This window comes from uncultured Kriegella sp. (assembly GCF_963975415.1).
Taxonomy (GTDB): Bacteria; Bacteroidota; Bacteroidia; order Flavobacteriales; family Flavobacteriaceae; genus Kriegella.
In genome coordinates this window covers 220,831-244,996 of the sequence record NZ_CAXBGN010000007.1, presented here as the reverse complement: position 1 = coordinate 244,996, position 24,166 = coordinate 220,831, and the positions used below count along the sequence as shown (strand labels likewise).

Sequence of the window (24,166 nt, the reverse complement as noted above, 5' to 3'; positions counted from 1 at the left end):
CCCGGAGGGGACAAACGGAGCATGATCTCTCCGAAGGTGACTACTTTTTTCATTTTCTATGTAAAGTTTAAATAGGTTCTTTATTAAAAATCAAAATATTCATTTGCATTATTATAGCTGATGTCTTGGATGAGTTTCCCGATCCATTCCATATCGTTGGGCAATTCCCCACGTTGTATCTCGCTCCCAAAAAGGTTACAGAGAATGCGCCGAAAATATTCGTGACGCGGAAAAGAAAGAAAACTTCTGGAGTCTGTCAACATCCCCACAAAACAGCTGATAAGGCCGATGTTCGAAAGTGCGTTCATCTGTTTGGTCATACCGTCTTTTTGGTCTAAAAACCACCAGCCCGATCCAAATTGAACTTTACCCTTGACACTACCATCATTAAAGTTGCCGATCATCGAAGCCAAAACTTCGTTGTCACCAGGATTGAGGTTGTATAAAATGGTCTTGGTCAATTTATCTTTACTATCTAACGTATTTAGAAATTTAGACAAGCTTTCCGCTTGAGGGTAATCGCCGATAGAGTCCCAGCCCGTATCAGGCCCTAATTTTGCCAACATTCTGCTATTGTTATTGCGCAGGGCACCCAAATGAAATTGCTGCACCCATCCGAATTCGTGATATTTTTCTCCCAAGAACTGTACTAGGGCACTTTGAAATTTCAAAGACTCACTTTCGGTAATGGCTTGGTTATTTCTTCTTTTTGTGAAGATAGTAAAAACTTCGGATTGCGTATAAGTGTCAAAAGGAACGAAACTTAGCCCGTGATCGGAAACCTTACATCCATTATCATTAAAAAAGGAGATACGGTTGGCCAGCGCGGCACATAAATCTTCGTAGGTCGCAATTTCTATATCGGCTGCTTGCCCTAATGAGTCAATATATGTATTGAAAGTGGGGCTGTCAATAAGAATGGCCTTATCAGGCCTAAAAGAGGTACTCATCTTGGTCGCATGATCACCTTTTGCATATTTTTGATGGTGGATGAGGGGATCGGTGGGGTCTTCGGTGGTACAAACGACCTCAACCTTCATTTTAGAAAGTAGGCTTTGACAGCTGAAATCTTTGGTGTTGAGCTTTGCACTCGACGCTTCATAAATACCGCTTGCCGTTTTTTCGTTTAACAGCTCATGAATATCGAAATACCGCGCCAATTCTAAATGTGTCCAATGATACAGCGGATTGCGCATGGCATAGGGGACCGTTTTAGCCCATTGGGTAAATTTATCCTTATCGGCAGCAGCACCTGTAATATATTTTTCGTTGACCCCGACGGTACGCATGGCGCGCCATTTGTAATGGTCGCCATAAATCCATGCCTGTGAAATATTTTCGAAAATAGTGTCGTTGACAATGTCGTTCGGTGTCAAATGACAATGATAGTCGATTATGGGCATATTGCTCGCATATGTATGGTATAGCTCTTCGGCGTATTTGTTCTCTAACAAAAATTGATCGTGTATAAAAGAAGCGGGCTTACTCATTATGTAGGGTGATTTATTTTAGCTTGCTAACTTACGTATTTTTTGATCTTACACAAGGTGGAAATCTGTCAATATCACATTTTAAACCTAGAATTTTATAAAAATGTAATCGATTGCAAAAGTATGGGTTAATTCTTGTAAAATTCAAAACTGAAGTTCTAAAAATAATTCGACAAAGAAAAGTCTAATTTTGTCCTGCCAATGGGACTATTGTTTTTTTAGGTTTTCGTATAATGCTCTTGGTACCTTGAATATGGTTCCGTGTCGTGTGCCTTCCGGAAAATGGATTTGGCTCGAAATGTCTTTCCAATTTTTTAGGTCGGAAGACTGTACGGCCCCATAAGCGTGATCTCTATATTTGTCAAAATAAACGGTCCATTTGCCATCAATTTTTTGAGCCGTTGGTCCTTCTGCCCAATAATCACCAGTTATTGGACCGCTTGCCTCTGAGTAAGGGCCGGTAAGCTTGTCGCTATGGGCAATCTTGATATTTTTTTCTGCAGGCTCGCGGGTTTCGTCTTTCAGAAACATAACGAACTTATCCTCATGTTTTTGTATCGTGGCGTCAATGACATTAAAACCGGGTTCGTAAAGGAGTGCCGTTGGGGAGAAGTTCTTAAAATCGGTAGTTGTTGTGTAGTACATGCGATGATTGTATCCGTCGTCTTTGTCCGACTGGGTTTCCGGGAATTTACCGGGAATCGTACTCGCCCAATAAATAAGGTACGTGTCACTTTCTGGGTCATAGGTGAGTTCGGGTGCCCAGGTATTTCGAGCACTTTTTTCATAGGCCATAACGGGAATGAATTGTTGTTCTGACCAATGAATCAGATCTTCGGAATATGCGTAACCTATGCCTTGGTCCGTCCAACTGACCGTCCATACCATATGATACTTACCGTCGCCCCCTTTAATGATGCAGGGGTCGCGCATTAATTTATCCTTGCCCACTTCGGGGGTAAGAAAGGAAGCATCGTTTTTTAAACTTTCCCAGGCATAACCATCTTCACTATATGCCAAATGCAACCCGTCTTCCCCGTTGCCCTTAAAATAGGAGAACAGCAATACTTCTTCGTCAGGTATCCAGTTGTGCGAGCGAAGCCAGTTCTCGCAAGCGGTCGGCCAATATTGGTTCGTAGCTCCTACACCCAGACCAAAACCATGGCCGCCTTTTTCATAGATATGAATTTCGGAAGCGATTTTATGTTCTTTTAATGCGAGGTAATAGGCGACGCTGTTTTCAACAGGAACGCCTGAATCATCAGTGGCATGCACTAGAAATGCGGGTGGTGTTTGATTGTTTATCTGTTTTTCACTGGAAAATTTTTCGAGCTGTTCAGGAGACGGGGAATTGCCCAATAGGTTTTTTCGAGAGCCTTTGTGGGTGATCTGATCTTCCATGGATATGACTGGATAGATCAATATCGAAAAATCAGGACGGGCGCTCATATTGTTCGATGCGGGATAGGTATTTTCTTTGTAAAGGGTAGATAAACTCGCTGCCAAATGACCTCCGGCGGAGAAGCCCATAATCCCGACCTTTGAAGGGTCGATTCGCCATTTATCCGCGTTCCGGCGCACCATGCGCACCGCTTCTTGGGCATCTTGCAACGGCCCAACAGATTTGTCTTTCATCGTTTGGTCGCTCGGCATCCTGTATTTTAAGACAAAGGCTGAAATTCCCAGGGTATTGAACCATTTTGCCACTTTATACCCCTCTTTTAAAATTGCCAAATGAGAATAGCCGCCCCCAGGACAGATAACGACGGCCGTACCATTAGAAATTTCTTTTTCAGCAAGAAATACGGCGATATCGGGTTGAGAAACCTTGCTGTATCCGCGGATATTGCCCAAAGCATCCCATTGTGGTTCTTGAATATACGAGGCATCGGATAGAGCTCCCGGTGCACCGTTGGGCCATAGGGGAACAACTTCGTATTGGGCACGTACGGCCTGGTGAAGACAGCTTAGAAAAAGGCAAAGGATAATCGGTTTTAAAAATAGGTTTTTGTACATAATTTCTTCTAAATAGCTATGTTTTAATGGGAACAGGTATCGTGCTTTGAATATAATTTTCTGTTTTTTTAAACATCGATGGACAAGATAGTAAATTCAGCCTCAAGAACTTGAAAGGTCGATATTGGCCTAATGAAATATCACTGTTTGGCTGTATCTTCGTAAAGAAGATCTGCAATGTTAGTCGCTATGATTTTTTGTCCTGCTGCTTCCATATGTATGCCATCTGGGGCATAATAGTCAAGTACGCCCAGTAGCGGGTGGTATATGTCTAATATTCTAATTCTTTTAGTTTTCGCTATACTTTGGAATTGGGGTATCAGATTGCCCAACCGTTCGTTTCCGCCTTCATATTTTTCCAATATGCCTTCTGTTTTCATAGGAGGAGGGGTAACACAGATCAGCTGGGTTTTGCCGCTGCCTGTCGAGATGAACTTTGTAATGTGCTCTAATAATTTTGCAAAGTTCGATACAACTTCATCCTGACGGTTTGCAAATACCTTTTTTGTATCGTTCGTACCCAAACAGAGAATGATATAATCGAAATCCCCACCACCAGTTTCTTTTTTGGCTTCCTGTAGGTACTTTTTAATATTCCGAAGCGCATTTAAATCTTTCGCACTATTATTATCAAATCCTATGGTACGCCCCGATTGGGAGTTATTGACGATTTTTGAGTTGGGAAGTATTGTTTTTAATTGATTGACCCACCCCTCTTCATGGGCACCATTGGAATCGCCGATAGTTAGGATCGTAGGCTTTAAAGTGGAAGTTCTTTCATTAGGGATTAGCGACAAGGCTTGGGGAAGTTGTTCATGGCCCCCTTCGAAAAGGGTCAGTTGAATATTTTGAAATTCACGGAACAGGTGAATGTCGCGACCATAAAGCGATTGTTTTTTCGTACGTTTTGGGTTCAATCTTTTGGTAATCAGACTTATGATTTTACTTTCAGCGACCAAATCTGGGTCAGATACTGCTTTTGATAGTATCTTATTGGCATCGGAGAATCCGTACTTAAGCTCGCCGACCAGTCGATTGTACATGTTTATCGCGTGTGTAATAGGAACCGACCCTTCATAACCGTCGTGAACCCCTTCATACAGGTATAGTTTGGAGTTTTTTCTTTTTTCAATAGGATAGTCAAGCGATATGGGTGAGCGTCTCAAGGCCTCCGCCTGGTCAAAACTACTTTCTTTCGAAACAGCTTGTAAAATGTCTTGGGCGTATTTCTGTTTACGCCCCAGCGATTCCCAATACCATGCTTCAATATCGGAAATAGGCGCCCATGCCGAAAAAGATTTTACTGGGTAGTCTAGTGTCATGTAGGCCAATAGGGTGGCATAACCTCCACCCGAAACTCCAATAATATGAACTTCTTCAGGGTCGCTGTCGGTATGTCGCAATGCGTATTGAACGGCATCAGCGATATCTGAAATGACTAACCCGCTACCCATGGCCTCAGGTTGGTTGTTGGTGCCTCTAAAGTCGGGATGGATGTAATTCCAATCCCTAGCCAATATTTCCTTGGCCAAAGGGTCTTTTTGGGTATAATCGCCACTCCAAGTGTGAAGACTGACAATAAGCGGTTTGCGTTCGAGACTTTTTGATTTATAGAAAATTGCGTTTTGAATCGCACCGTCTTTGGTCGATGGGATACCAACATGTTCAAAGGGGGCGGACCAATTGCTTTTTGCGGTATTGTCCCATTTTGGGTTACTTTGGGAAAATGATGTCAAAATTCCAAAAAATAAGATAAACAGGTAACAGGGAGCGGTTCGCAAAATCATATTCATTGAAAATTATAAACTGTATTTGTATGTTCTGGGGTCGGGTAACGCCCCATCAATTTTAGTGGGATAAGTTAAATAACAATCCGGTTTTAAACAATCGGTTTGCCAAATGAAGGGTCGAAATTTAACGATTGCAAAAAATTAAAAAATATATGTTGCTGTTCACAGAATCGCTTGATTTTAAATATGGAGCCTATTTTGACCCATCAATTGAACCGGTCAGATGGTTTGAATTTGAATAGTCAATTGTATTTTCCAAACAATTATGCTGAATTTCTTTGCGAAGAATGGGTTGTACAAGGTTATTTTTGCAATAATCGTTTCGAACCTTTTATGTGTCACAGTATCAAGTTTTGTAATTTGTAAGGTTTGTAATTTTTGCTGTTTAGCAACCGCTGGCTGTGCTGTGAAGACTGACATGTAATAGCGGAAGTACATAGCCGTGAAAATTAAATTTATAACCCCTTTCGGGTAGTAACATACCAACAAAAAAACAGGGGGTTTTGGAATGACTTCAGCGGAGTTTTGAAAATATCATGTAACTTGAGCCTGATAAACAGGCTAAAAAGAAAGAATAATCTTACTTAATTGAACCAATATTTTCATATCTTCGGTTTTTGTTATAAAGTGAATATAGTTCGCAACTTTTCGTTTTATAATTCCCCCCGTTTTAGAAGCCCCCTAAAACGTTTAACTAAGTATTTAAAAGATGGCCAATATCATAAAACCAAAAAATCATGGGCAAAAACAATAACGTTGTAGCATTGGATAAAAAAGAAGAGGAAGCGGCATCAAAAATCGAAATCATAAAGAATTTGATTTTTGGCGAGAATATTCAAGTATACGACTCTGAATTCGAGTCTTTGAAAAAAGACATTGAGCGGAAGAAAAAAGTATTGGAGGAGTTGATTGAAGAGGTGCGGCAAGACCTAAAAACCGCAATAGACAATGTGGCTACCGATGTAAACATTAGAATTACCGAGCTAGAGGACAAAATTGATGAAAAAATAGATAACCTAGAGACAGAAAAGGTAGATAAAAAGATGCTTGGCAAGCTGCTAATTGATTTAGGGGAAAAAGTGAGTGAGAAATAACCTAGTCAAAATTTACCAGGTTATGAATGAAAATGACAAAATGCAAATCTTGAAGGATCTTCTTTTTGAAGAGGATGCGATTTATATTGAAAAGATATCGAAACGACTTGAGCGGTTGGAAGATAGTTTTAATGACAACGCTAAGTTTACCTCGAAGGTAGATCCGATTATCCTGCATCAGCTCGATGAGTTCAAAACCAGTATTCCAACCACCTTGGGCCCCATAATTACGGAGGCGTTAAAAGTGGAAATCAACAAAAATAAAGATCAAGTTGTTGACGCTCTTTTTCCTATTATTGGGAAGATGATCAAAAAATATATTGCACAGGAAATCAGCAAACTTTCTGAAAAAATCAATCGGCAACTTAGTTTTAAGGATAAGATAAAGTCTTGGTTTGGAAAATCTAACGGAAAACAGGCCATTGTTGAAGAATTGGCTGCAACCCATATCGAACAAGTGTTGTTGATCGAAAAGGAGACTGGTCTGCTCCGGGCAAGTTATTCTAACCTACAGACCATCGACGAAGAAATGATTTCAGGTATGTTGACGGCCATTAAGAATTTTGTGGAAGATGCTTTTGGGCAAAAAGGGCAGAGCCTTGAACTTATCGACTACGAACTGTATCATATACATTTACAAAGTTTTAGTAGCTATTATGTTGCTGTAGTCTTGTCGGGCACATACACCCTAAGAGCAAAAGACAAGGTGCAAGATTTGATTTTTGATTTCTATGAAGATTTCACCAAGAAGAATGAGTATAAATCGTTAAGTGCCGACCGTATTAATAAAGCATTGGCACAAAACTTCAGATATGCAAGTCTCTAAAAAAGTTGTTGTATTAGGGCATTTTGGTGTCGGTAAGACTTCATTGATCCGTCGTTTCGTCGAGAATAGTTTTTCTGATAATTATACGGTGTCCATTGGTGTTCACATTACCAAAAAAGTGGTAGAAATCTCTGCCGTTAATTCGGTTTCGTTAATTCTTTGGGATTTGGAAGGAACCGACGATCTTAACCATATTCGTGAATCATATTTGCTGGGTACGCACGGTATCATCTATGTTTTTGATGTTTCGAGACCGACTACATTTCAAGACATTCATCTTGATTTAGCCGTCTTGCAAAAGAAAGTACCCGGTATTCCGACCAAGATTGTAGGCAATAAGGTGGATCTGGTAGCGCCTACTGAAGTGAAAGAAATCTTGGGAAACAATAATATCTCATTCGATTATTTGACCAGTGCCAAAACAGGTGGCAAGGTCGATGACCTTTTCGAAGAATTAGCAAAAATGCTTGCACCAGATGCTGAAAAAATTAAAGGAACACTATAGTAATACCAGCTTTCAGTTTATTTTGATAGACCCCAAGGGGGTGGTAATCGATAGTGACCAAACGCTATTAGCAGTCGATAAGGGTACCGCGATCGGGGAATTGCATCCGTTTTTTTTCAGTATTCCCGAAATTATGGCTTCGGTTCAAGAACGTACGATCTTTCATTGTGTGCAGCTGGGCTCCCAGGTCGATAGCCTAACAGCGGATATTGAAGTACTTAAAAAGGAGGGTCACATACTAGTGGTGATTTGCGACCTTACTGACCATTACCTTTCCTATCAGGCCATGGCCCAGTCGAGAAACGAGTCGATTATAGATTCAGAACTCATCCTTTTGAAAAACCATGAACTTCAGGAACGGGAAGAGTTTAAAAATGAGTTTATTCAAAATTTCAGTCATGAACTCCGTAACCCGTTGACAAATATTATTGCACTAACCAATATTTTAGGACGGACCGATCTTAATTCGGAACAACAAAGAATTTTAACGGTATTAAAAGATTCGACAGCCAACCTGAAATTGATGCTAGAGGATATTTTGAGTATTTCTATGATTGCCAAAGGAAAGCTGGCGTTAAACCCTAGTGTTTTTAGTTTTTCGCAATTGGTAGATTTTTTAAAATTAACATATACAACAAGGGCTAAGGAAAAAGGACTTGTTTTTAAGATAACAACCGACGAAAAGATTCCCGCTTACCTCGAGGGAGATCGTTTACGGCTATTGCAGGTACTGACTAATTTATGTGATAATGCTACCAAATACACAGCGAAGGGAAGCATTCTATTGCATATCGATCTTCATCAAAAAAGGGCGAATACCGTGAGTTTACGTTTTGGGGTCAAAGATACTGGGGTAGGTATTCCCAAAGAGAGCCTTGAGACCATTTTTGAAAGTTTTGAACAACTCGGTCGTACCGAGGGGGTAGGCCTTGGTCTAGCTATAGTCAAAGGTTTGTTGGCGTTAATGGAAAGCAAGGTAAATATAGACTCTACCGAGGGAAGGGGGTCTCATTTTTATTTTGACGTGAAATTGAACTTTCCGTTGCACCAGCCTTCGACTCCTGTTCTTCAGGAGCATTCAAAGAAAAAAAATACAAAATCAAGAACCAAAAAGGATTCCAAATTCAAGGTGTTATTGGTAGAGGATAACGAACAAGTACAAACTGCCCTTTTCAAGATGCTGATAGATGAAGGCAATTTCTTTATTGATGTTGTAAATGATGGAGCCCTGGTTATGGAAGAAGTTGTCAGCAATACCTATGATATTATTCTGATGGATATAAATCTTCCGAATATCTCAGGAGACCAACTCGTAAAAGTAATTCGAAGTTTCCCGTTCAATAATATAAAAAAAATTCCTGTTATCGGCATTACGGCCTATTCCTATGAAGAGCAACTTAAGGGGTATCTAAAAGCAGGCATGAATGCTGTATTGGCCAAACCTTTTGAAGCCCACGAATTACTCAAAATCATGCACCGTTTTCTAAGATAACTTAAGAGAATTAAGTAGCGCCTAGTTTCAATATCAACTCTTGTTTAAAAAAAATTGTAAGAAAAATACGGTTAAATATGTATTTAATCGATAAAAAATGACATTTAATCGGATTTATTAACTATCGTTCTCACGATTGCCCGTTTTGTTGTCTGCTTTATATTTTTACAATGTTTGATTGAAACAACGTTTAAATGCTATTTGAACACTAACCATTGATTATAGCAAAAAGAGCCGAGAGACCATTTAGAAAATCGGTGATCGGCTCGAAATTAAATTGTTCCCCCATTTTAATAGTATTGGTTTTAGAAAGCCCCTTTATTGGGGCTTTTACCAGTCAGTTCATGCTATTCTAAATAACATGAATGTGGCAACATCGAATTAGGATGTGAAAGTAGCCTATGTTTAGTTCCCCCAGGGATATTTCAAGAGCAATCTTGAATGTCCCTTTTTTTTTAACGAGGCCATTCGGCAGGTAGTTTTGAGATTGCAGCAGCCTATGGATAAGCCTATGATTGTCAGATTTTTTTTTAAGAACTCGAGTGTTTAGTCTAGTTGTTGCCTTTTTGAGGAATGAGCAGTACTTTGCCCAAAAGCCCTGAGGGCATGGGTTTCCATTTGGTAGCATCGAACTTTTGATAATCTTTATCGACCATGTTGATTTCGTGGAATATTTTCCATTCTTCGCCGCGCAGTTCTTTGGCACGTAATCTATTGGCTGGTAAATTGGTTACCTCTATGGTTAACTTGTTTTTTCCTTTTTTGAGTTTTCCAATGTTTATGGCAAAAGGTAACGCCCAGACCGTTCCCATATAGGTGTCGTTCAACCATACTTTGGCGCTTTCCCGCACATCGTCGAATTGTAATTTCCAATTATCCGCTTTAATGTTGGGGGCGTCAAATGCGATTTCATATTTTGCGGTACCCGAAAAATCCTCGGCTTCTTTTCCCAATAACGTCCATGATTCAAGGGTACTTAAGGTACTGTTTGGCGGCAATATAGGACCTCCTTTTAAAAAGGAAAGCTGCCACTCCCCATTGATGGGGTAGGCGTTGCCCACATTGTGATAATACGGCCATTCGGGGAGGGTAGTTTTTCCTGTTTTCAGGAATAAAGAACCTCCTGAGGGAATAGTTATTTTTACACGGGTTTTGCCTTCTTCTAGTTTGATCAAAGCTTTTCCGTAGACCTGGGTCAAAGGGTCTAGAATAATGGCTTCTTCAACACTACTTTGTAACGGGATAAAAGTGTCGATGTCTTCGGAAGTGTGGTTGACCAAAAAATAGACCTTTTCCCCATCGACATCCCTACGTATAAACTTCAGCCCTTTTTCCACCAAAGTTTCTGGGTGAATATTGGCGGCTGCAAGTGATTCCATAAGGTTTTTAGATGGTTTGGTTTCTTGAGGATTGTCTGAAATCAATTGTGTCAACTCTTGGTTTCTTTTTTCGTATTGATGAAAACCAGGGACGGATTCAGGAAGTCCTTCAAAAATAATCGAAGCTCCTTGTTTTTTTAAATCAATCAATTTTTTAAGGGTTGCCAGCGGCATATTTCGACAGTCGGGTAACACCAAACTTTTATAGGTGCCGCCGGGAAGTACGATTAGGCCGTCGGCAACTGTCGCTTTTTCAATAAAGGCATCCGAGATAAAATCTACACCGTATCCTTTTTTCATTAGCTTTTGGGTTGTGCTATAAAAACTGGTGCCTTGCAACCATTCCTCGAGGGAATGAATTTTAAATTGAAAGAATAGTGAGCCATTGTGGTGCTTATCCCATACATCATAAACCGGCCAATAAAGTAAAGTTTCATTATCGGGCTTTCCCAATTGTAGCATTGCTTGGCATCGGGCGATATAAGCGAACATTTCAGAAACATCTTCCCAAATCGTATTATTCACATTGAAGTTGACCGAGGCGTAAAATTTCCACCCTGGCCAAGGTGCTCGTTCTGGCGAGTAGGTCGAGCCGTGTAGAAAAATATGGTTCACGCCACTTAATAACAAATCTTCGGCCTCGGGCTTGCATTGTGACAAGGCCGTTTTGAAATGATCGCGAAGCCAGGTAAAAGTTTCGGATGAAGTCAACGGCTTGCCGGAAATATGTGCGGCAGAAGATGAAAATTTTAACATGACCGGGTCGGCATCACCTTCACGGATGTCTTCTTTTTCCCTACGGAAACCTTTGATGTCAAAAGGCATTGATCCAAAAGTCTCACATTCGGGAATATCGGCCGAAGCATACATGTCGATTAGGTTGCCCGGTGAACCATGAGCTTGTAAACGTGTTTTAAAGCCTTTGTCATTTGCCCATTTTGTCCATGGTATGTCAAATTGGGTAAGCAATAAATCAGAAAGAGTTTGTCGGTAATCACTTTTTAGGCGATTGCTTTCTGGCAGGTCTTTTTTGTCAAATAACCGCGCTATATGCGGTTTTAGATCATAACCCCGTCTTTTTTGGAAGGCGTTGAAAAAATCGGGGGTAAAATTAGTGTGATAGACCTCGTAACTATCATTGAAAATAGAACGCAGTTGCTTCCCATGCTTTTCGAATGCGGTGTCAAAAGGTTCGACATAAGAAGTAAAGGCCGCTTGGGAGTAATGATCAACAGTGTATCCTTGGCCACCAGGTGCAGCACGTTTTACCTGTTGTTTGGTTTTACCTTCATAGATTGCAAAAACAGTATAATCGGTGCCTTTGGCCTTCCATTTAAGAAGATTACCTTCTAAGGTTGAGGTTAAATCGATATAATCTCCATTGTCGCCAAAGGCAAGTACATGTAACAACTTGGCAAAAAGCCCGTCTTTCTCATTCGTTGGACTAAAATGGGTGTTGATTTTTTCGCCTTTTTTTACCTTCAGCGTATCGACTACCAATTTGGTGGCGGCATGTTTCTGTGAAACTTGGGGGCCACCGTAGGGCCATCCGGTACCCAAGGTCATATCGACCCGCATATCAAGACTGTCGGCTATTGAAATGGTCTTGTCAAGCATCTGTAGCCACTCGGGCGAAAGATAGTCGAGGTAATTTTGTTCTTCTCCCTTTACTCCGTAGATTGGTTGGATCTCTACACCCCCCAAACCTACTTTTGACATTGCAACGAGTGATGCTTTAACGTTTTTTGCATCTATGGCATTTCCCATCCACCACCAACGGGTCCAAGGTTTCGTACTGTTCGCTATCTCGGGCCAAGGCTCTAACAATGCCTCTTGGGAATGCATATTCAAAATTGTAATGGAAAATATGAGTACAGAAGTTAAGTTTTTCAAGGATCTGCTACGTAATGCCTTTTTTTTCATTTCAGTTTTTACTTTTTCATAGACTTGCCAAATAACCGATTTTCTGCTCGCTAGTACTTAAGATTAGGTTGTGCGGTAAGGCTACATAATAGACTAAAATAATACCTGTTGAATATATTTGCATCCTGTGCTGTACTGTAAAAAATAAAAACCGGCACGATTCAACATGCAGAACCTGAAGACAGGTCTCAAGTAGGTGCGATAAAAACAGATAAATCTACATGTTCGATATGAATTGAGACTTCCCGTAGAACTTTTTCAGGGCATAGAAATAAAAGAAAAAAAGACACCCATTCAGTATCAAGGAATATTTAATTAACTTTCGAGGCTTGCTATAAAACTTTCACATATGAAGCTTATTGTTAAAACGCTTTTGGTTGTTGCATTTCCGATGTTCTTTTCCTGTGGTACAACCGAGGGCTTTACTACCAAGATACATCTGACCAATGATTCTGATATTGCTTTGATGAATAAACCGATTTCCATTGCCCGTTCAGAAATAGATTTGAATAATGAGACCAATTTGTTTCCGATGCTCCTTGATGAGAAAGGTGATGCCATTTCAGCTCAATTTAATGATAGTGACGACGATTATCGGTGGGACGAGCTATTTTTTGTCATCGATTTAGCTTCCCGTGAAGAAAAAAATATTTCCGTAAAATGGGTGGCCGGCCTTCCAGACTTTCCAAAGCGTACGAGTGTACGGTTTGGAAAACGGCCATCGGCAAGCAAACCGGTCAGGCCCGAAATACAAGAGACACTTGCCGCAAATGAACTACCCAAAAGTCTTGGATATCAGCAATATCAGACCGATGGTCCCTCTTGGGAAAACGACATGGTAGGGTTTCGGCACTATCTCGATGGGCGCAATGCGAAAGATCTTTTCGGTAAAAAAGTGACCGAAATGTCGCCAGAAAACGTTGGAATCAATGCCGAAGGTGCTGTTGAAGATAATTACCACAGAATGGAAGGTTGGGGTAGGGATGTACTTGCCGTAGGCAACTCCGTCGGTATTGGTGGTTATGGGTTGGCCGTTGGAGACGACCTCATGCGCTTGGGGGTGACCGTCGATGATTCGGTAAACAATATAGCAAAAACAACTTTTAAAATTCAGGCCGAAGGTCCTGTGAATTCGGTTTTAAGTTATGAGTATAACGATTGGAAACCCCAAAATCGATCGTACGATGTACGTGAACACACGTCGATATGGCCCGGTATGTACGGTTATAAGAATACCGTTTCCGTTTCCGGACTTATGGGCAACGAAGACCTCGTTGTCGGACTTGTCAATATAAATACGGATAAAGCGCTTGTCGAGCTTTTGAATCATGAACGATATGTCATCGTATATACCCATGATAAGCAAACATATGATAAAAAATGGTGGTTGGGAATGGCTTTAATTCTTCCAAAGGAAAGGTACTTAGGCTATACTGATGCACCTAAAACCGGAGACCTGTCGAATACTTTTTTGGCAAGACTCCGTATCGATGAAAAAGAACCGATAAGTTACTATGCCATAGCTGGGTGGGAAGTAAGTGATGCCGGTTTTGCAAACGAAGACTATTTTGTAAATTATCTAAAACAACTTGTCGATCAATTGTCGGCAACGGTGAACATTGAGATACGTAATTAATGTCAAAACAACAATTACTTCAGAAAATGACAGCACACAATATTATTAGGGAAAGAAGCGGTTTTTGTCGGATGATGTTTTTGGTGGCTATCTATCTGGTTATTTCTTTAGGAAACCCTATAAGTGCCCAAAAACCTAAGGAGGCTTTAAAACCTAATTTTTTGGTTATCATTGCAGATGATGCCGGATGGAACGATGTGGGTTACAATGGTTCTGAGGTACAAACCCCGAACCTTGATCTTTTGGCCAAATCTAGCGTTCGTTTAGACCGTTTTTATGTAAACCCTACTTGTTCACCTACAAGAGCTAGTTTTTTGACCGGTATGCCAGCCAGTCGCATGGGCATTGTTGCCCCAATCGCCGGTCGTAGTGAAAAAAAATTGCCGGATACGGTAATTACTTTGCCCCAACAATTGCGAAAGCGAAACTACCAAACGGCACTATTTGGAAAATGGCACTTGGGCTTAAAGCCGAGTAGCGGACCAAAAGCCTACGGCTTTGATTATGCCTATGGGTTTTTGCATGGGCAAATTGATCAGTACTCCCACGAATATAAGAATGGAGACCCTAGCTGGCATAGAAATGGCGAGTTTATTGAGGAAGATGGGCATGCAACTGATTTAATAGGGGAAGAAACCATGACTTGGCTCCATTCAAAACGTGATACGACCAAAAATTTTTATGTTCAGTTGGCCTATAGCGCTCCCCATTATCCTTTACAGGAAGAGGAGCGGTGGAAAAAACGCTACCTGAAATCGATTGAAAATGAATCTAGAAGAGATTTTGCCGCTGCCATGACACATATGGACGATAATATCGGGCAGGTTTTAAAGACCTTAAAAGAACTTGATCTCGACAAAAACACCATCGTCATTTTTATGAGCGATAACGGGGGTATGCCCAGTTGGTATCCTGGAAATCAATACAACGGCAAACATGGTCCCAATTCAGTATTGGGAAACAATCTTCCTTTACGCGATTGGAAAAAATCGAATTATGAAGGTGGTATTCGTGTACCCGCCATTATTTCATGGAAGCGTAAACTAGCATCCTCAATCAATACCGATTACATATCGGTTATCGATGTGATGCCTACCTTGCTTGAACTCTCGGGGGCGACATCGATCCCTGAAACGGTGGAAGGAAAAAGCATATGGACTTCCCTTGTTTCCGGTAAGAGCTGGAGCAATGAAATTTATGTGAGAGGACATTTACAGGAAAGCTTGACAAAAAAACCTTGGAAATTAATTCGCACACGGCATCGGGGAGGGGTTCCAACTGAATTTGAATTGTACAACCTAGAAATCGATCCAGAAGAAAAGGATAATGTTTATTCCGATGAGGCAACCATCGCCAAAGATTTAAATGAACGGTTACAAAAACAATTTGCTAAAGATGCTCCGACGGTAAATGCGGAGATAAACTAAAATCAGATTAGAATGTATAGAAATGCCTTTACGATGAAATTAAAACCTGGGTTCGAAGCGGAATATAAAAAGAGGCATGATGAAATATGGCCCGAACTTTCTGCCTTACTTTCGAAATCGGGTATTCATGAATATTCAATCTTTCTAGAAGAGGATTCACTCACACTTTTTGCCTTTCAGAAATTGAAAGAAGGGTTTGACGGTACCGCGGTTTCCAATGACCCAATTGTACAAAAGTGGTGGGCATATATGGCCGATATTATGGAAACCAATGAAGATCATTCCCCGGTTACCAAAACGCTGAGTGAAGTTTTTTATATGGATTAAGGGAAGGGAACCTATTCATCCATGCGAAATTCCAATAGTGCAGAAACACTTAAACGGAATTCCGCTCGATGTATTTAAATACGTTCTTTACTTTTTCCGTTTTGTTTTTGAGAATCATATAGGCTGTAGTTTCGCCCATTGCCTTAAAGTCGGTACTGATTACGGTAATGCCCAATAATTCTTTTAGAGGGGTGTCATTGTATGAGATAATGCCAACATCTTTACCCAAGACCATATTTTTTGCATTGATCTGCCGCACCAAGTTTACCAAATCCATCTCTTCAATGGTGATATAAACATCTTTACTATTTAATTCCATGTCATCATAAATTTCATCCAATACTTCGGAGTCAAAACCAAATTCACCACAAAAACGGGTGAACCCGTGAACGATGCGCATGGGGTAGGGGAAAACTGATTTTCGAGGATAGACTAAAATTAGTTTGTCGTACTTTCTTAATTTATCGATTCCTTCTTGTAGTGCGTTATACAAATCATCTTTGAAATCTTGATAAATAGACCCGTATTTGCCCTTAATTTCCAACCTGTTATTGTCGAGAATAATGAGCTTGTCTTTCGGTATTCGCTCTATTTCCTTTAAAACCGCATCCGTAGCACTGACATGCGCTAATTTTTCGTCTTTAAAATGAGGCATAATAACATAGTAGTCAAAAGCACCTAGATTTTTCTGTAACGCCCTTACGAAGAGTGTTTCGTCACAATGGTAGATCGACAGGGTGACATGGCCATTAACCCCAATGCCGTTTACAAAGGCATTGTAAATGCTCATCTTATAGTAACTGGGTTTGTTGACCAAAAAGAATATACTGATTTTGGATATCAAGTCGGTTTTGGAAGTGTAGTACCCTTTACCCTTTACCGAAATGATGGCCTTTTTGTTTTTCAGTTCTTTATAAGCTTTTTCGACAGTGTCCCGAGATAGGTAACATGAAGCGCTCAACTCATTGATCGAAGGTATTTTTTCGCCTATTTCCAATTTGCCTTTGGCAATATCATTGGTAATAGACTCTACGATTTGCTTGTATTTTGGAATTCTCGATGATTCGTTGATCTTGATATTGAGTTTTTGGATCATACCTGCAAATTAGGAAATTTCGCCACACGGGTCAACAGGGGAAAGATGGCACAATGCCGAATAACAACATTGATTTTTAATTGCGATTTTTTTGATCGCATAACATAAATAAATACGGTCTTTAGGTAACGAAATTCAGCTTTATGAGCATTTCATAATCCTATAAATTCATTGTACTAAAAACCGCACTATTTAAAATGAATTGACGACGAGATTGATTTGATGCGTGCCGGGAGTCAAACGAAGGGAGCCGAAGGCCATACTGGCCTTTTCCCCGTTCAACGTGACCACATCATTTTCAGCGGCCTTGATGTTGAATTCCGCGACCATATTGGCGGGAATTTCTACCGTATATTGCTGTAATCGTCGGCTTTTGTGGGTATAGGTTGCCTTGATTGTTCCCTTAATAGTAGGTACTTCAATGGTGCTACTCTTTAAATCTCCCATCTGGGGTTTAATAGTAGCAATGCCAAAGCCTGGTGTTTTTGGTTGAATTCCCCAAAGTCCGCGGGGAATCGCGTTTGCGGGTACAGCTCCCCAGGCATGGTTCCAATCGAGATTGTTTTTATATTTTAAATCCCAAGCTTCTAACGTAATCGTAGAACCAATGCGAATCATATTGTACCAACTTCTGTCACTGGTATCTGTTAATAGATCCAAGGCATAATCTGCCGCTCCAGCATTATATAGGCCATCCATCAAATATTGTGAACCATATACACTGCACGCCATTCCTCTTGACTTAACAAATTCAACTACTGAAGCCTTGTGCTCCTCTGGAACCAAATCAAAAGCCAGTGGCATCATGTTGGCATGTAATGAGGCATGGTCTGTTCCAATCCCATCTATGTAAATTCCTCTCTTTGCATCAAACATTTTTTCATTGAAAGCCTTTTTTGCTTTCAAGCCCCTTAATTTAAAATCTAAAGCTTCTTGTGTCTTCCCTAAAACTGTAGCGAATTCGGCCATGATTTTCATGTTTTGATAATAAAAGGCATTGACCACGGTATTATAGTCCTTAAAAACGTAGCCATCGCGTTCGCCTTTGTTTGCCGGATCACCGCCCCAGCCAGCAGAGGGCCAGTCAACAATGTCTCTAAAAGTTTCCTTCATGGTTTTGGGAAACCCGAGATTGGCCATTAATTCGGGGGTCATTTTGGTCGAAGTGATCAGGCCATCTTCGTTCGCAAGTTCATAAAGTGTTTTATATTTTAATTGATCGTAGTATTTCTCAATAAGCTCCGTATTGCCCGTATACATATAATCGGCATAAAACATGAGTGCTACATGTTGTTGCCATTCTGTTGGCCATGTAGGGTGTTCCATAAAATACTCGATGGTCTGTCTTGCGATGGCATATTCACGGTCGGTGGTGTAATGGCTCAGTTGGTTCAGGTAGGCATCGGCCTCATAGGGAATTCTTTCTCGGTCACCATCTACATATAATCCGTTAAAGGTGGTAGCCTTTATAGAATATTTGCATAGATCCCAAACCTGATTTAAAATATCATCTGAACTTGTGAAACTGCTTGCATTATCTTCCCAATAACTGTGATGGGCAAGTTGCGTAAAATTTTCAGCAGTCAATGATTCTTGGGCACCGTCAACCTCGGCGTATCGAAAAGGCATCAAAACCGGAAAACCTTCAGGTAGCGGTAGTGCCTTTCCCGGCAGGGTATTTCGCCTATTTGGTTTTATTTGAAGTTGGTATTCGGTTTGTTCGGGTTTTACCTCAACTTGTATTTCTTGATATCGAATATGGCTTTTTTCAAAGGGTTTTCTATTGATGTTTTTACCCGCTAGCTGTTCCCCGATTCGAAAGGTAAGCGTGTGTTCCGTTTGGGCATTATAGGTAAAATCAAGGGTTGCAAAAGCAGCTTTTCCGAAATCGATAAAATAGGAGTCCCCTCTTTTTTCGAATTCGACCGGTTTTATTTTGTCGATTTGAAAACTATTGGGTGTAGTGATCGTGGCTTTTGGGTTTCCCATGGTGAATGACTGACTTTTTGAATAACGAGAAAGCCGATTGTCTTGGTCCCAAATGCGTACTTTCCAAAAGTAGGTCTCTCCATTTTTTAATGGTGTTCCCGCATGCTCTATTTCCGTGGAGGCATCGGTTCTTATTTGGCCACTATTCCATATATCGCCTATGTTGTTAATTATCTTTTGTTCAGACGATGCTACCAATACTTGATAAGCCGATTGTGAGACTGCACCGTTTGGCACCACCCACCCGTATTCTGGTTTGGAATCTATGATGATAACCCCGGCTGTGTTTCTTATCCATTCAACAATTAAATTGGAAGGTCCGGCTGAATATTTATCGGAAAGTTCAATGGTTAAGTCATCCGTTTTTTTACGGAAGGCTTTGAGCTTCTCAGTATATTTTGAATTTTTCGCTAGGTTATTGATTTCTTTTGGGTCTTTCTTAAGATTGTAGAGTTCCTCGAACGATTTGTCATTGACATACCTGAAATACTTCCACTCTTGGGTGCGTACCCCTTCACTGGGCGGAATATTTTCAAATTCCCAGAGATGCTCGATGAGCACCGTGTCTCGTTCCAAATTTTTACTTTGACCGACAACCAGAGGGAGAAGACTCTTCCCTTGCCAACTTTGGGGCTGTGCTACTCCGGCCATATCTAAAATAGTTGAAGGCACATCTATGTTTAGGGCCATGTCGTCAAGGTCTTGGTGTTTTTTAACCCTTGGGTCGTAAATAATAAGGGGCACACGAACCGAATTATCATACAGCAGCCATTTTCCGGCCAATTGACGTTCTCCTAAAAAGTAACCGTTATCACCCATTAGAATGATAACCGTATTTTTATCGAGTCCTTTCTTTTTGAGACGCTCCCGAATTTTTCCTATTTCTCGGTCAATCCCTGAAATCATACGGTAATACCCCTTTAAACTGTGCTGATATTTTTCAGGGGTATCATACCGCCAATGCCAGCGGGTACGGTTAAAGCCTTCCCGAACGAATTTGGGCTGTTGCTCGAAATACTTGTCTTCGCCAAGAGCAGGGCCGGGCATGGTGGTGTTTTGCAATAGCTTATCAGATTCCTCTTGCCAAAAGTATTGGTCCTTGGCGCCGTCATGGGCATGGGGTGCGCTAAAACTGAGTGATAGACAAAAGGGAGAAGATGCATCGGCGGCATCAATATAATCCAATGCTTTTTGACCAGTATAGCGAGTTAGGTGTACCGTGTCTTTACCCAAGGTTTTATAATAGTAGCCCCGTCTGTCTTTAAAGGCTCCGTTGCGGTCATACGATTCAAAGACATCGAATTGCTTTTCGAGATGGTCATAGCGCACACCGTACTTTCCAAAAAAACCGGTGTGATAGCCGTTATTTTTTAAAAGGGTAGGATAAGAGGTAGCCATATAACTGTCCCTAATATTTCCCGTTTGAAAGTTGTAATTGTGGGTGCGCTCGTAAAGTCCGGTCAAAATACTGGCACGACTGGCGGCGCAGATCGGGGTGGTTACCATGGCATTTTTGAAATAGACGCCAGACTTGGCCAGTTCGTCCATTTCTGGTGTATGAATCAATGAATTTCCCGCATAGCCTAGTGCATCGAACCGCTGGTCATCGGTTAAGATAAATATGATATTCGGACGGTCAGTACCTTTTTGTGCTTTGTTCTTTTGTGCATGGAACTTGGGCCCCGATACCAAAAACAAGAGTAGAATAAAGTGGGCACTATATTTTTGATAATTCATTAATTTTAATTTTTTAAGCAGAATTTTGAAGTAGGTCAAACTTAAGCCATTTCCTATGATTGGGTATCCTGTGCCGTCCTGTTTCTTAAAAATAAACTTTCTCACTTCCTCTATAAATATATACCTTTAAGGTCGATCGATGTCATCTTGTAAATCTACTTTTAAGAAAAACGAAATCCCTGAAATGATAAGGAGTTTAATAAAATCGGTATTTATTTCCGTTACATTATTGTTTTGTGCACCATGTAAAAGCCAAAATAAAGTAAGTGATTTTGATCTTTTTCAAATAGAAAGAAACCGAGTGGTCGATAGGGCGCGGGAATTCGCCACTTTAGAGCCTATTACCGTAACCCATGATTATAGTGAGCGTAGTGCGGGTACGCTGCATGATTTTTATTCGGAGGGAGATTATTGGTGGCCCGACCCGCAAAACCCTGATGGACCTTATATTCGAAAAGATGGCTTGACTAACCCAGATAACTTTACGGCGCATCGTAGGGCCATGATTCGTTTGAGCCAGATTTCCGGGGCTTTGGCATCGGCCTATTTGGTTACCGGTGATAAGGCTTATGTCAAACAGTTGCTTCCACATTTACAGGCGTGGTTTGTTAATGAAGACACTAAAATGAACCCCAATCTGCTGTATGCCCAGGCGATTCAAGGAATTGTGACAGGAAGGGGCATCGGTATTATCGATACCATCCACTTATTAGAAGTCGTTCTGGCGGTTCAGGCGATCGAAGACGCAAAAGTAATTTCCGTTGGTGAGATGGTTGAAATACGGAAATGGTTTTCCGATTACTTGGAATGGATTACAACACATCCTTATGGCATGAAGGAACGTGATAATGGAAACAACCACAGTGTTTGTTGGGCCATGCAGGTTGCCGTTTTTGCTGATTTTGTGGGCGATGCTCAACAGAAAGAATTCGCCCGGAATTTTTATAAGGAAACCTTGCTGCCTGATCAAATGGACGATAGAGGCGCTTTTCCCCTAGAGTTGGCGCGGACGAAACCCTATGGGTATTCTCTTTTTGTACTTGACGGAATGGCAGCGCTTTGCCAAGTTCTGTCTACCAAGCATGAAAACTTGTTCACCTATGTCACGCCCGACGGGAAAAGTATGATCAAAGGACTTTCGTTTTTATATCCTTATGTGAAAGATAAAAGCAGTTGGCCCTTTCAGGAGGATGTCATGTATTGGGAGGAATGGCCCGTGAGACAACCGTCGTTCCTGTTTGGAGGAATGGCACTGAATAAGACCGCCTATTTGGATTTATGGAAATCCCTTGAGCCTCATTTCGATAACCCTGAAGTTATACGGAATATGCCCATACGCTATCCGTTACTTTGGGTAAGGAAATAAAGGATTTACTCTAAAAAAAAGGGGTGTATTGCTTTATAGTTTTTTTAATAGAATGTTTCTGTATTCGACTTTCATTGGTGGGCCTACATGCACTTGAACGCCCAAATAACCTGAAGATGACCGGTTTACGGTGTCATCATCGATGACTTCACTCATCAAAATACCGTTGATGTAATGTTGTAATTTGTTTCCTTTGATGATGAGGTGGGCTTCGTTCCAATCTTCGCTTTTGATCTTTGTTTTAAGTTCATCGGAGTCGCCTAGAGATTCGACGACTTCACGGCTCTGCCAAGCATTTTTTGCGACATTGGCACGCAAAGATCCTGGGGTATCGGCATTTTCCTGTGAAGTAATAACGGCCTTTTCACCACGATAGGCAAGGGTAGCGCGTTTTTTCTCCTCATAGTTCTGCCCTGTATACCTGATTTTGCCATCGATGTCGGCCTGATAGCCCCGTAGTGCATATTGAATCGTGTCGATTTTTTCGCTGCGGTAATTAATGCCGCTATTTCCTGCTTCTGCAATACGGAACTCTAACTTCAATTCGAAGTCGCTGGGCTGATCACCCTCCCAAATAATAAAGGTATTGTTTTGCAGCAAAGTGGAAGGGGTTACTTCACCCACCAAATTGCCATTTTCTACCCGCCAGTAATTCGGGTCTCCCTGCCAATTGTCTAGGGTCTCCCCGTCAAATATTGCTTCAAAACCATCATTGTCGTCGACCAATGTAGTCGATTCTTCCGTAGTTTGACTTTCCTTTTTCTCCTTGCAAGATTGTAAACCGATAAGAACTAGAATTACCAGTGCGTAGCGCATATACTTTGTTTTGAGGTTCATTTTTTTTATTTTTTTGTTGGTTCGTTGTAATAGATTGTTAGCCCGTCTTTTCCGGCTACGATAATGTCTTTCATTCCGTTTTTGTTCAAATCGGATACGCTAAAATAGACTCCGGTACCTTTTCCTTTGCCATAAGCACCGTAATCGATAATTTGCTTGCTGAAATTTTCGCCCGTCCATCTGAAATAATAGAGTCCGAGTTTATCATTCCCGCCAGGGTCTTTGCCATTGTGGGCTCGGTATCGCTTGCCAGTCACCAATTCATTTTCCCCATCCTGATCGATATCGGTCCATTCCATACTATGGTATTGTGAATTATAGGGATCAATGGCATGTTTGGTCCAGGTTGTTTTTTTATCTTTTTGAGATGTTGTTTGTTCGTGCCAATGGAGCCCGTAACCATGGCCTTGACCAACGATTAAATCGGTGAGTCCATCTTTATTGATATCGGCAATAATCATAGGCACGCTGGCCGTACCGAGCTCAAAGTCTTGATGAAATTTCCATTCTCCGGTAAACGGATTCTTTGGTGCTTCGATCCAACCCGATGGAACGACCAAATCTTCGCGGCCATCGGCATTAATGTCGCCAAAACCTAGACCATGGCCATGTTTTCCGGTAATGGCGTGTTTACTGAATTTTCCGGCACCCTTCTTATTATGATCCAATACCAGGCGATAGATAACTAAGGAATCATTGGGTGTGTTCGGAACGATTTCGATGATGCCGTCGCCATCAATATCCCAAGAACGGGTACTTTTGATATTACCTACTTCAGCAATCAGATGTTCTTTCCATTCACCGTTATCACCGGGATTCTCTTTCCAAACCAATTGTTTTCCAAACCAGCCCCCAGTAATAAAATCTATATTTCCATCACCATTGACATCGAGTGGAATGGTCGAAAAGTCATCGTAATATTCGCCATACCGTTTTGCCGAACCGATATAGTGTCTGTTATGATAATCAGGTCCCTCGTACCAGTAGGCACCCGATACGATATCAGGCACATTGTCATTGTTGACATCGAAGACCCCGGCCGATTCATAACTTTCTGAAGCAATCGATTTTTTGGTAAACACTAAAGGCTTCGATTGGGCGTATCCAAAAACACCTACCAAGAAAAGGAGGATGAGCAGAGTGCGCACTGGGATATTTTCGGATGTAATTTTAGAAGCTGGCACCATGTAGTCTATGGCTACATAACGACCAGCTTCTTTTACTGACGTATTCATT

16 protein-coding genes are annotated in these 24,166 nt (G+C 41.1%); 8 read left to right on the top strand and 8 right to left on the bottom strand.

The window, feature by feature from the left end; translation table 11 throughout:
* Nucleotides 1–83 precede the first annotated feature (83 nt).
* The 3 genes from uxaC to AACZ88_RS16560 all read right to left on the bottom strand — a co-directional run bounded on the left by uxaC (nt 84) and on the right by AACZ88_RS16560 (nt 5,299).
* The gene (gene uxaC / locus AACZ88_RS16570) at nt 84–1,490 is read right to left on the bottom strand and encodes a glucuronate isomerase (RefSeq protein ID WP_339712486.1); all 1,407 of its coding nucleotides are present in this window, start codon (nt 1,488–1,490) and stop codon (nt 84–86) included.
* A 207-nt stretch (nt 1,491–1,697) separates the two neighbouring features.
* Nucleotides 1,698–3,506, bottom strand: coding sequence for a prolyl oligopeptidase family serine peptidase (locus tag AACZ88_RS16565; protein ID WP_339712483.1), 1,809 nt, complete (start codon nt 3,504–3,506; stop codon nt 1,698–1,700).
* Between the two features lie 140 nt (nt 3,507–3,646).
* Nucleotides 3,647–5,299: a GDSL-type esterase/lipase family protein gene (locus tag AACZ88_RS16560; protein WP_339712481.1), complete on the bottom strand. Its 1,653-nt coding sequence runs from the start codon at nt 5,297–5,299 to the stop codon at nt 3,647–3,649.
* A gap of 734 nt (nt 5,300–6,033) precedes the next feature.
* Between AACZ88_RS16560 and AACZ88_RS16555 the strand changes: the two genes are divergently transcribed.
* The 4 genes from AACZ88_RS16555 to AACZ88_RS16540 are packed head-to-tail and all read left to right on the top strand — an operon-like array spanning nt 6,034 to nt 9,213.
* A complete protein-coding gene (locus AACZ88_RS16555) occupies nt 6,034–6,390 on the top strand; it encodes a fructose 1,6-bisphosphatase (protein WP_339712478.1) in 357 nt (118 codons plus the stop codon).
* A 22-nt stretch (nt 6,391–6,412) separates the two neighbouring features.
* Nucleotides 6,413–7,216 (top strand): cell envelope biogenesis protein OmpA, encoded by an 804-nt coding sequence (locus tag AACZ88_RS16550; RefSeq protein ID WP_339712475.1) that lies wholly within the window; start codon nt 6,413–6,415, stop codon nt 7,214–7,216.
* Complete coding sequence (locus AACZ88_RS16545; RefSeq protein ID WP_339712472.1) at nt 7,203–7,721, top strand: Rab family GTPase; 519 nt, start codon at nt 7,203–7,205, stop codon at nt 7,719–7,721. Before AACZ88_RS16550 ends, AACZ88_RS16545 begins: the two co-directional genes overlap by 14 nt.
* Nucleotides 7,693–9,213, top strand: a complete 1,521-nt coding sequence (locus tag AACZ88_RS16540) for an ATP-binding protein (protein WP_339712469.1) — start codon at nt 7,693–7,695, stop codon at nt 9,211–9,213. Before AACZ88_RS16545 ends, AACZ88_RS16540 begins: the two co-directional genes overlap by 29 nt.
* Before the next feature lie 551 nt (nt 9,214–9,764).
* Here the strand turns inward: AACZ88_RS16540 and AACZ88_RS16535 are convergent.
* Entirely contained in the window at nt 9,765–12,515 is a 2,751-nt protein-coding gene (locus AACZ88_RS16535; RefSeq protein ID WP_339712466.1) for a glycosyl hydrolase, read from the bottom strand.
* Between the two features lie 349 nt (nt 12,516–12,864).
* Here AACZ88_RS16535 and AACZ88_RS16530 point away from each other — a divergent pair, with 349 nt between their 5' ends.
* The 3 genes from AACZ88_RS16530 to rhaM are packed head-to-tail and all read left to right on the top strand — an operon-like array spanning nt 12,865 to nt 15,905.
* Nucleotides 12,865–14,151 (top strand): DUF4861 domain-containing protein, encoded by a 1,287-nt coding sequence (locus AACZ88_RS16530; RefSeq protein WP_339712463.1) that lies wholly within the window; start codon nt 12,865–12,867, stop codon nt 14,149–14,151.
* Between the two features lie 26 nt (nt 14,152–14,177).
* Nucleotides 14,178–15,578 carry a sulfatase-like hydrolase/transferase gene (locus AACZ88_RS16525; RefSeq protein ID WP_339712460.1) on the top strand — a complete coding sequence of 467 codons (1,401 nt, stop codon included), beginning with the start codon at nt 14,178–14,180 and terminating at the stop codon, nt 15,576–15,578.
* 12 nt (nt 15,579–15,590) lie between these two features.
* On the top strand, nt 15,591–15,905 hold the full coding sequence (rhaM, locus tag AACZ88_RS16520; RefSeq protein WP_339712457.1) for an L-rhamnose mutarotase: 315 nt from the start codon (nt 15,591–15,593) through the stop codon (nt 15,903–15,905).
* A 49-nt stretch (nt 15,906–15,954) separates the two neighbouring features.
* On the opposite strand, the gene AACZ88_RS16515 is transcribed toward rhaM, so the two are convergent.
* Both AACZ88_RS16515 and AACZ88_RS16510 read right to left on the bottom strand, forming a co-directional pair.
* Nucleotides 15,955–17,001, bottom strand: coding sequence for a GntR family transcriptional regulator (locus tag AACZ88_RS16515; RefSeq protein ID WP_339712454.1), 1,047 nt, complete (start codon nt 16,999–17,001; stop codon nt 15,955–15,957).
* A 192-nt stretch (nt 17,002–17,193) separates the two neighbouring features.
* Complete coding sequence (locus AACZ88_RS16510; RefSeq protein ID WP_339712451.1) at nt 17,194–20,727, bottom strand: sulfatase-like hydrolase/transferase; 3,534 nt, start codon at nt 20,725–20,727, stop codon at nt 17,194–17,196.
* A gap of 184 nt (nt 20,728–20,911) precedes the next feature.
* On the opposite strand from AACZ88_RS16510, the gene AACZ88_RS16505 reads away from it, so the two are divergent.
* Nucleotides 20,912–22,093 (top strand): alginate lyase family protein, encoded by a 1,182-nt coding sequence (locus AACZ88_RS16505; protein WP_339712448.1) that lies wholly within the window; start codon nt 20,912–20,914, stop codon nt 22,091–22,093.
* 33 nt (nt 22,094–22,126) lie between these two features.
* Here the strand turns inward: AACZ88_RS16505 and AACZ88_RS16500 are convergent, their stop codons facing one another.
* Complete coding sequence (locus AACZ88_RS16500; protein ID WP_339712445.1) at nt 22,127–22,930, bottom strand: DUF1080 domain-containing protein; 804 nt, start codon at nt 22,928–22,930, stop codon at nt 22,127–22,129.
* 5 nt (nt 22,931–22,935) lie between these two features.
* On the bottom strand, nt 22,936–24,165 hold the full coding sequence (locus tag AACZ88_RS16495; RefSeq protein ID WP_339712442.1) for a VCBS repeat-containing protein: 1,230 nt from the start codon (nt 24,163–24,165) through the stop codon (nt 22,936–22,938).
* Between the last annotated feature and the right edge of the window lies 1 nt (nt 24,166).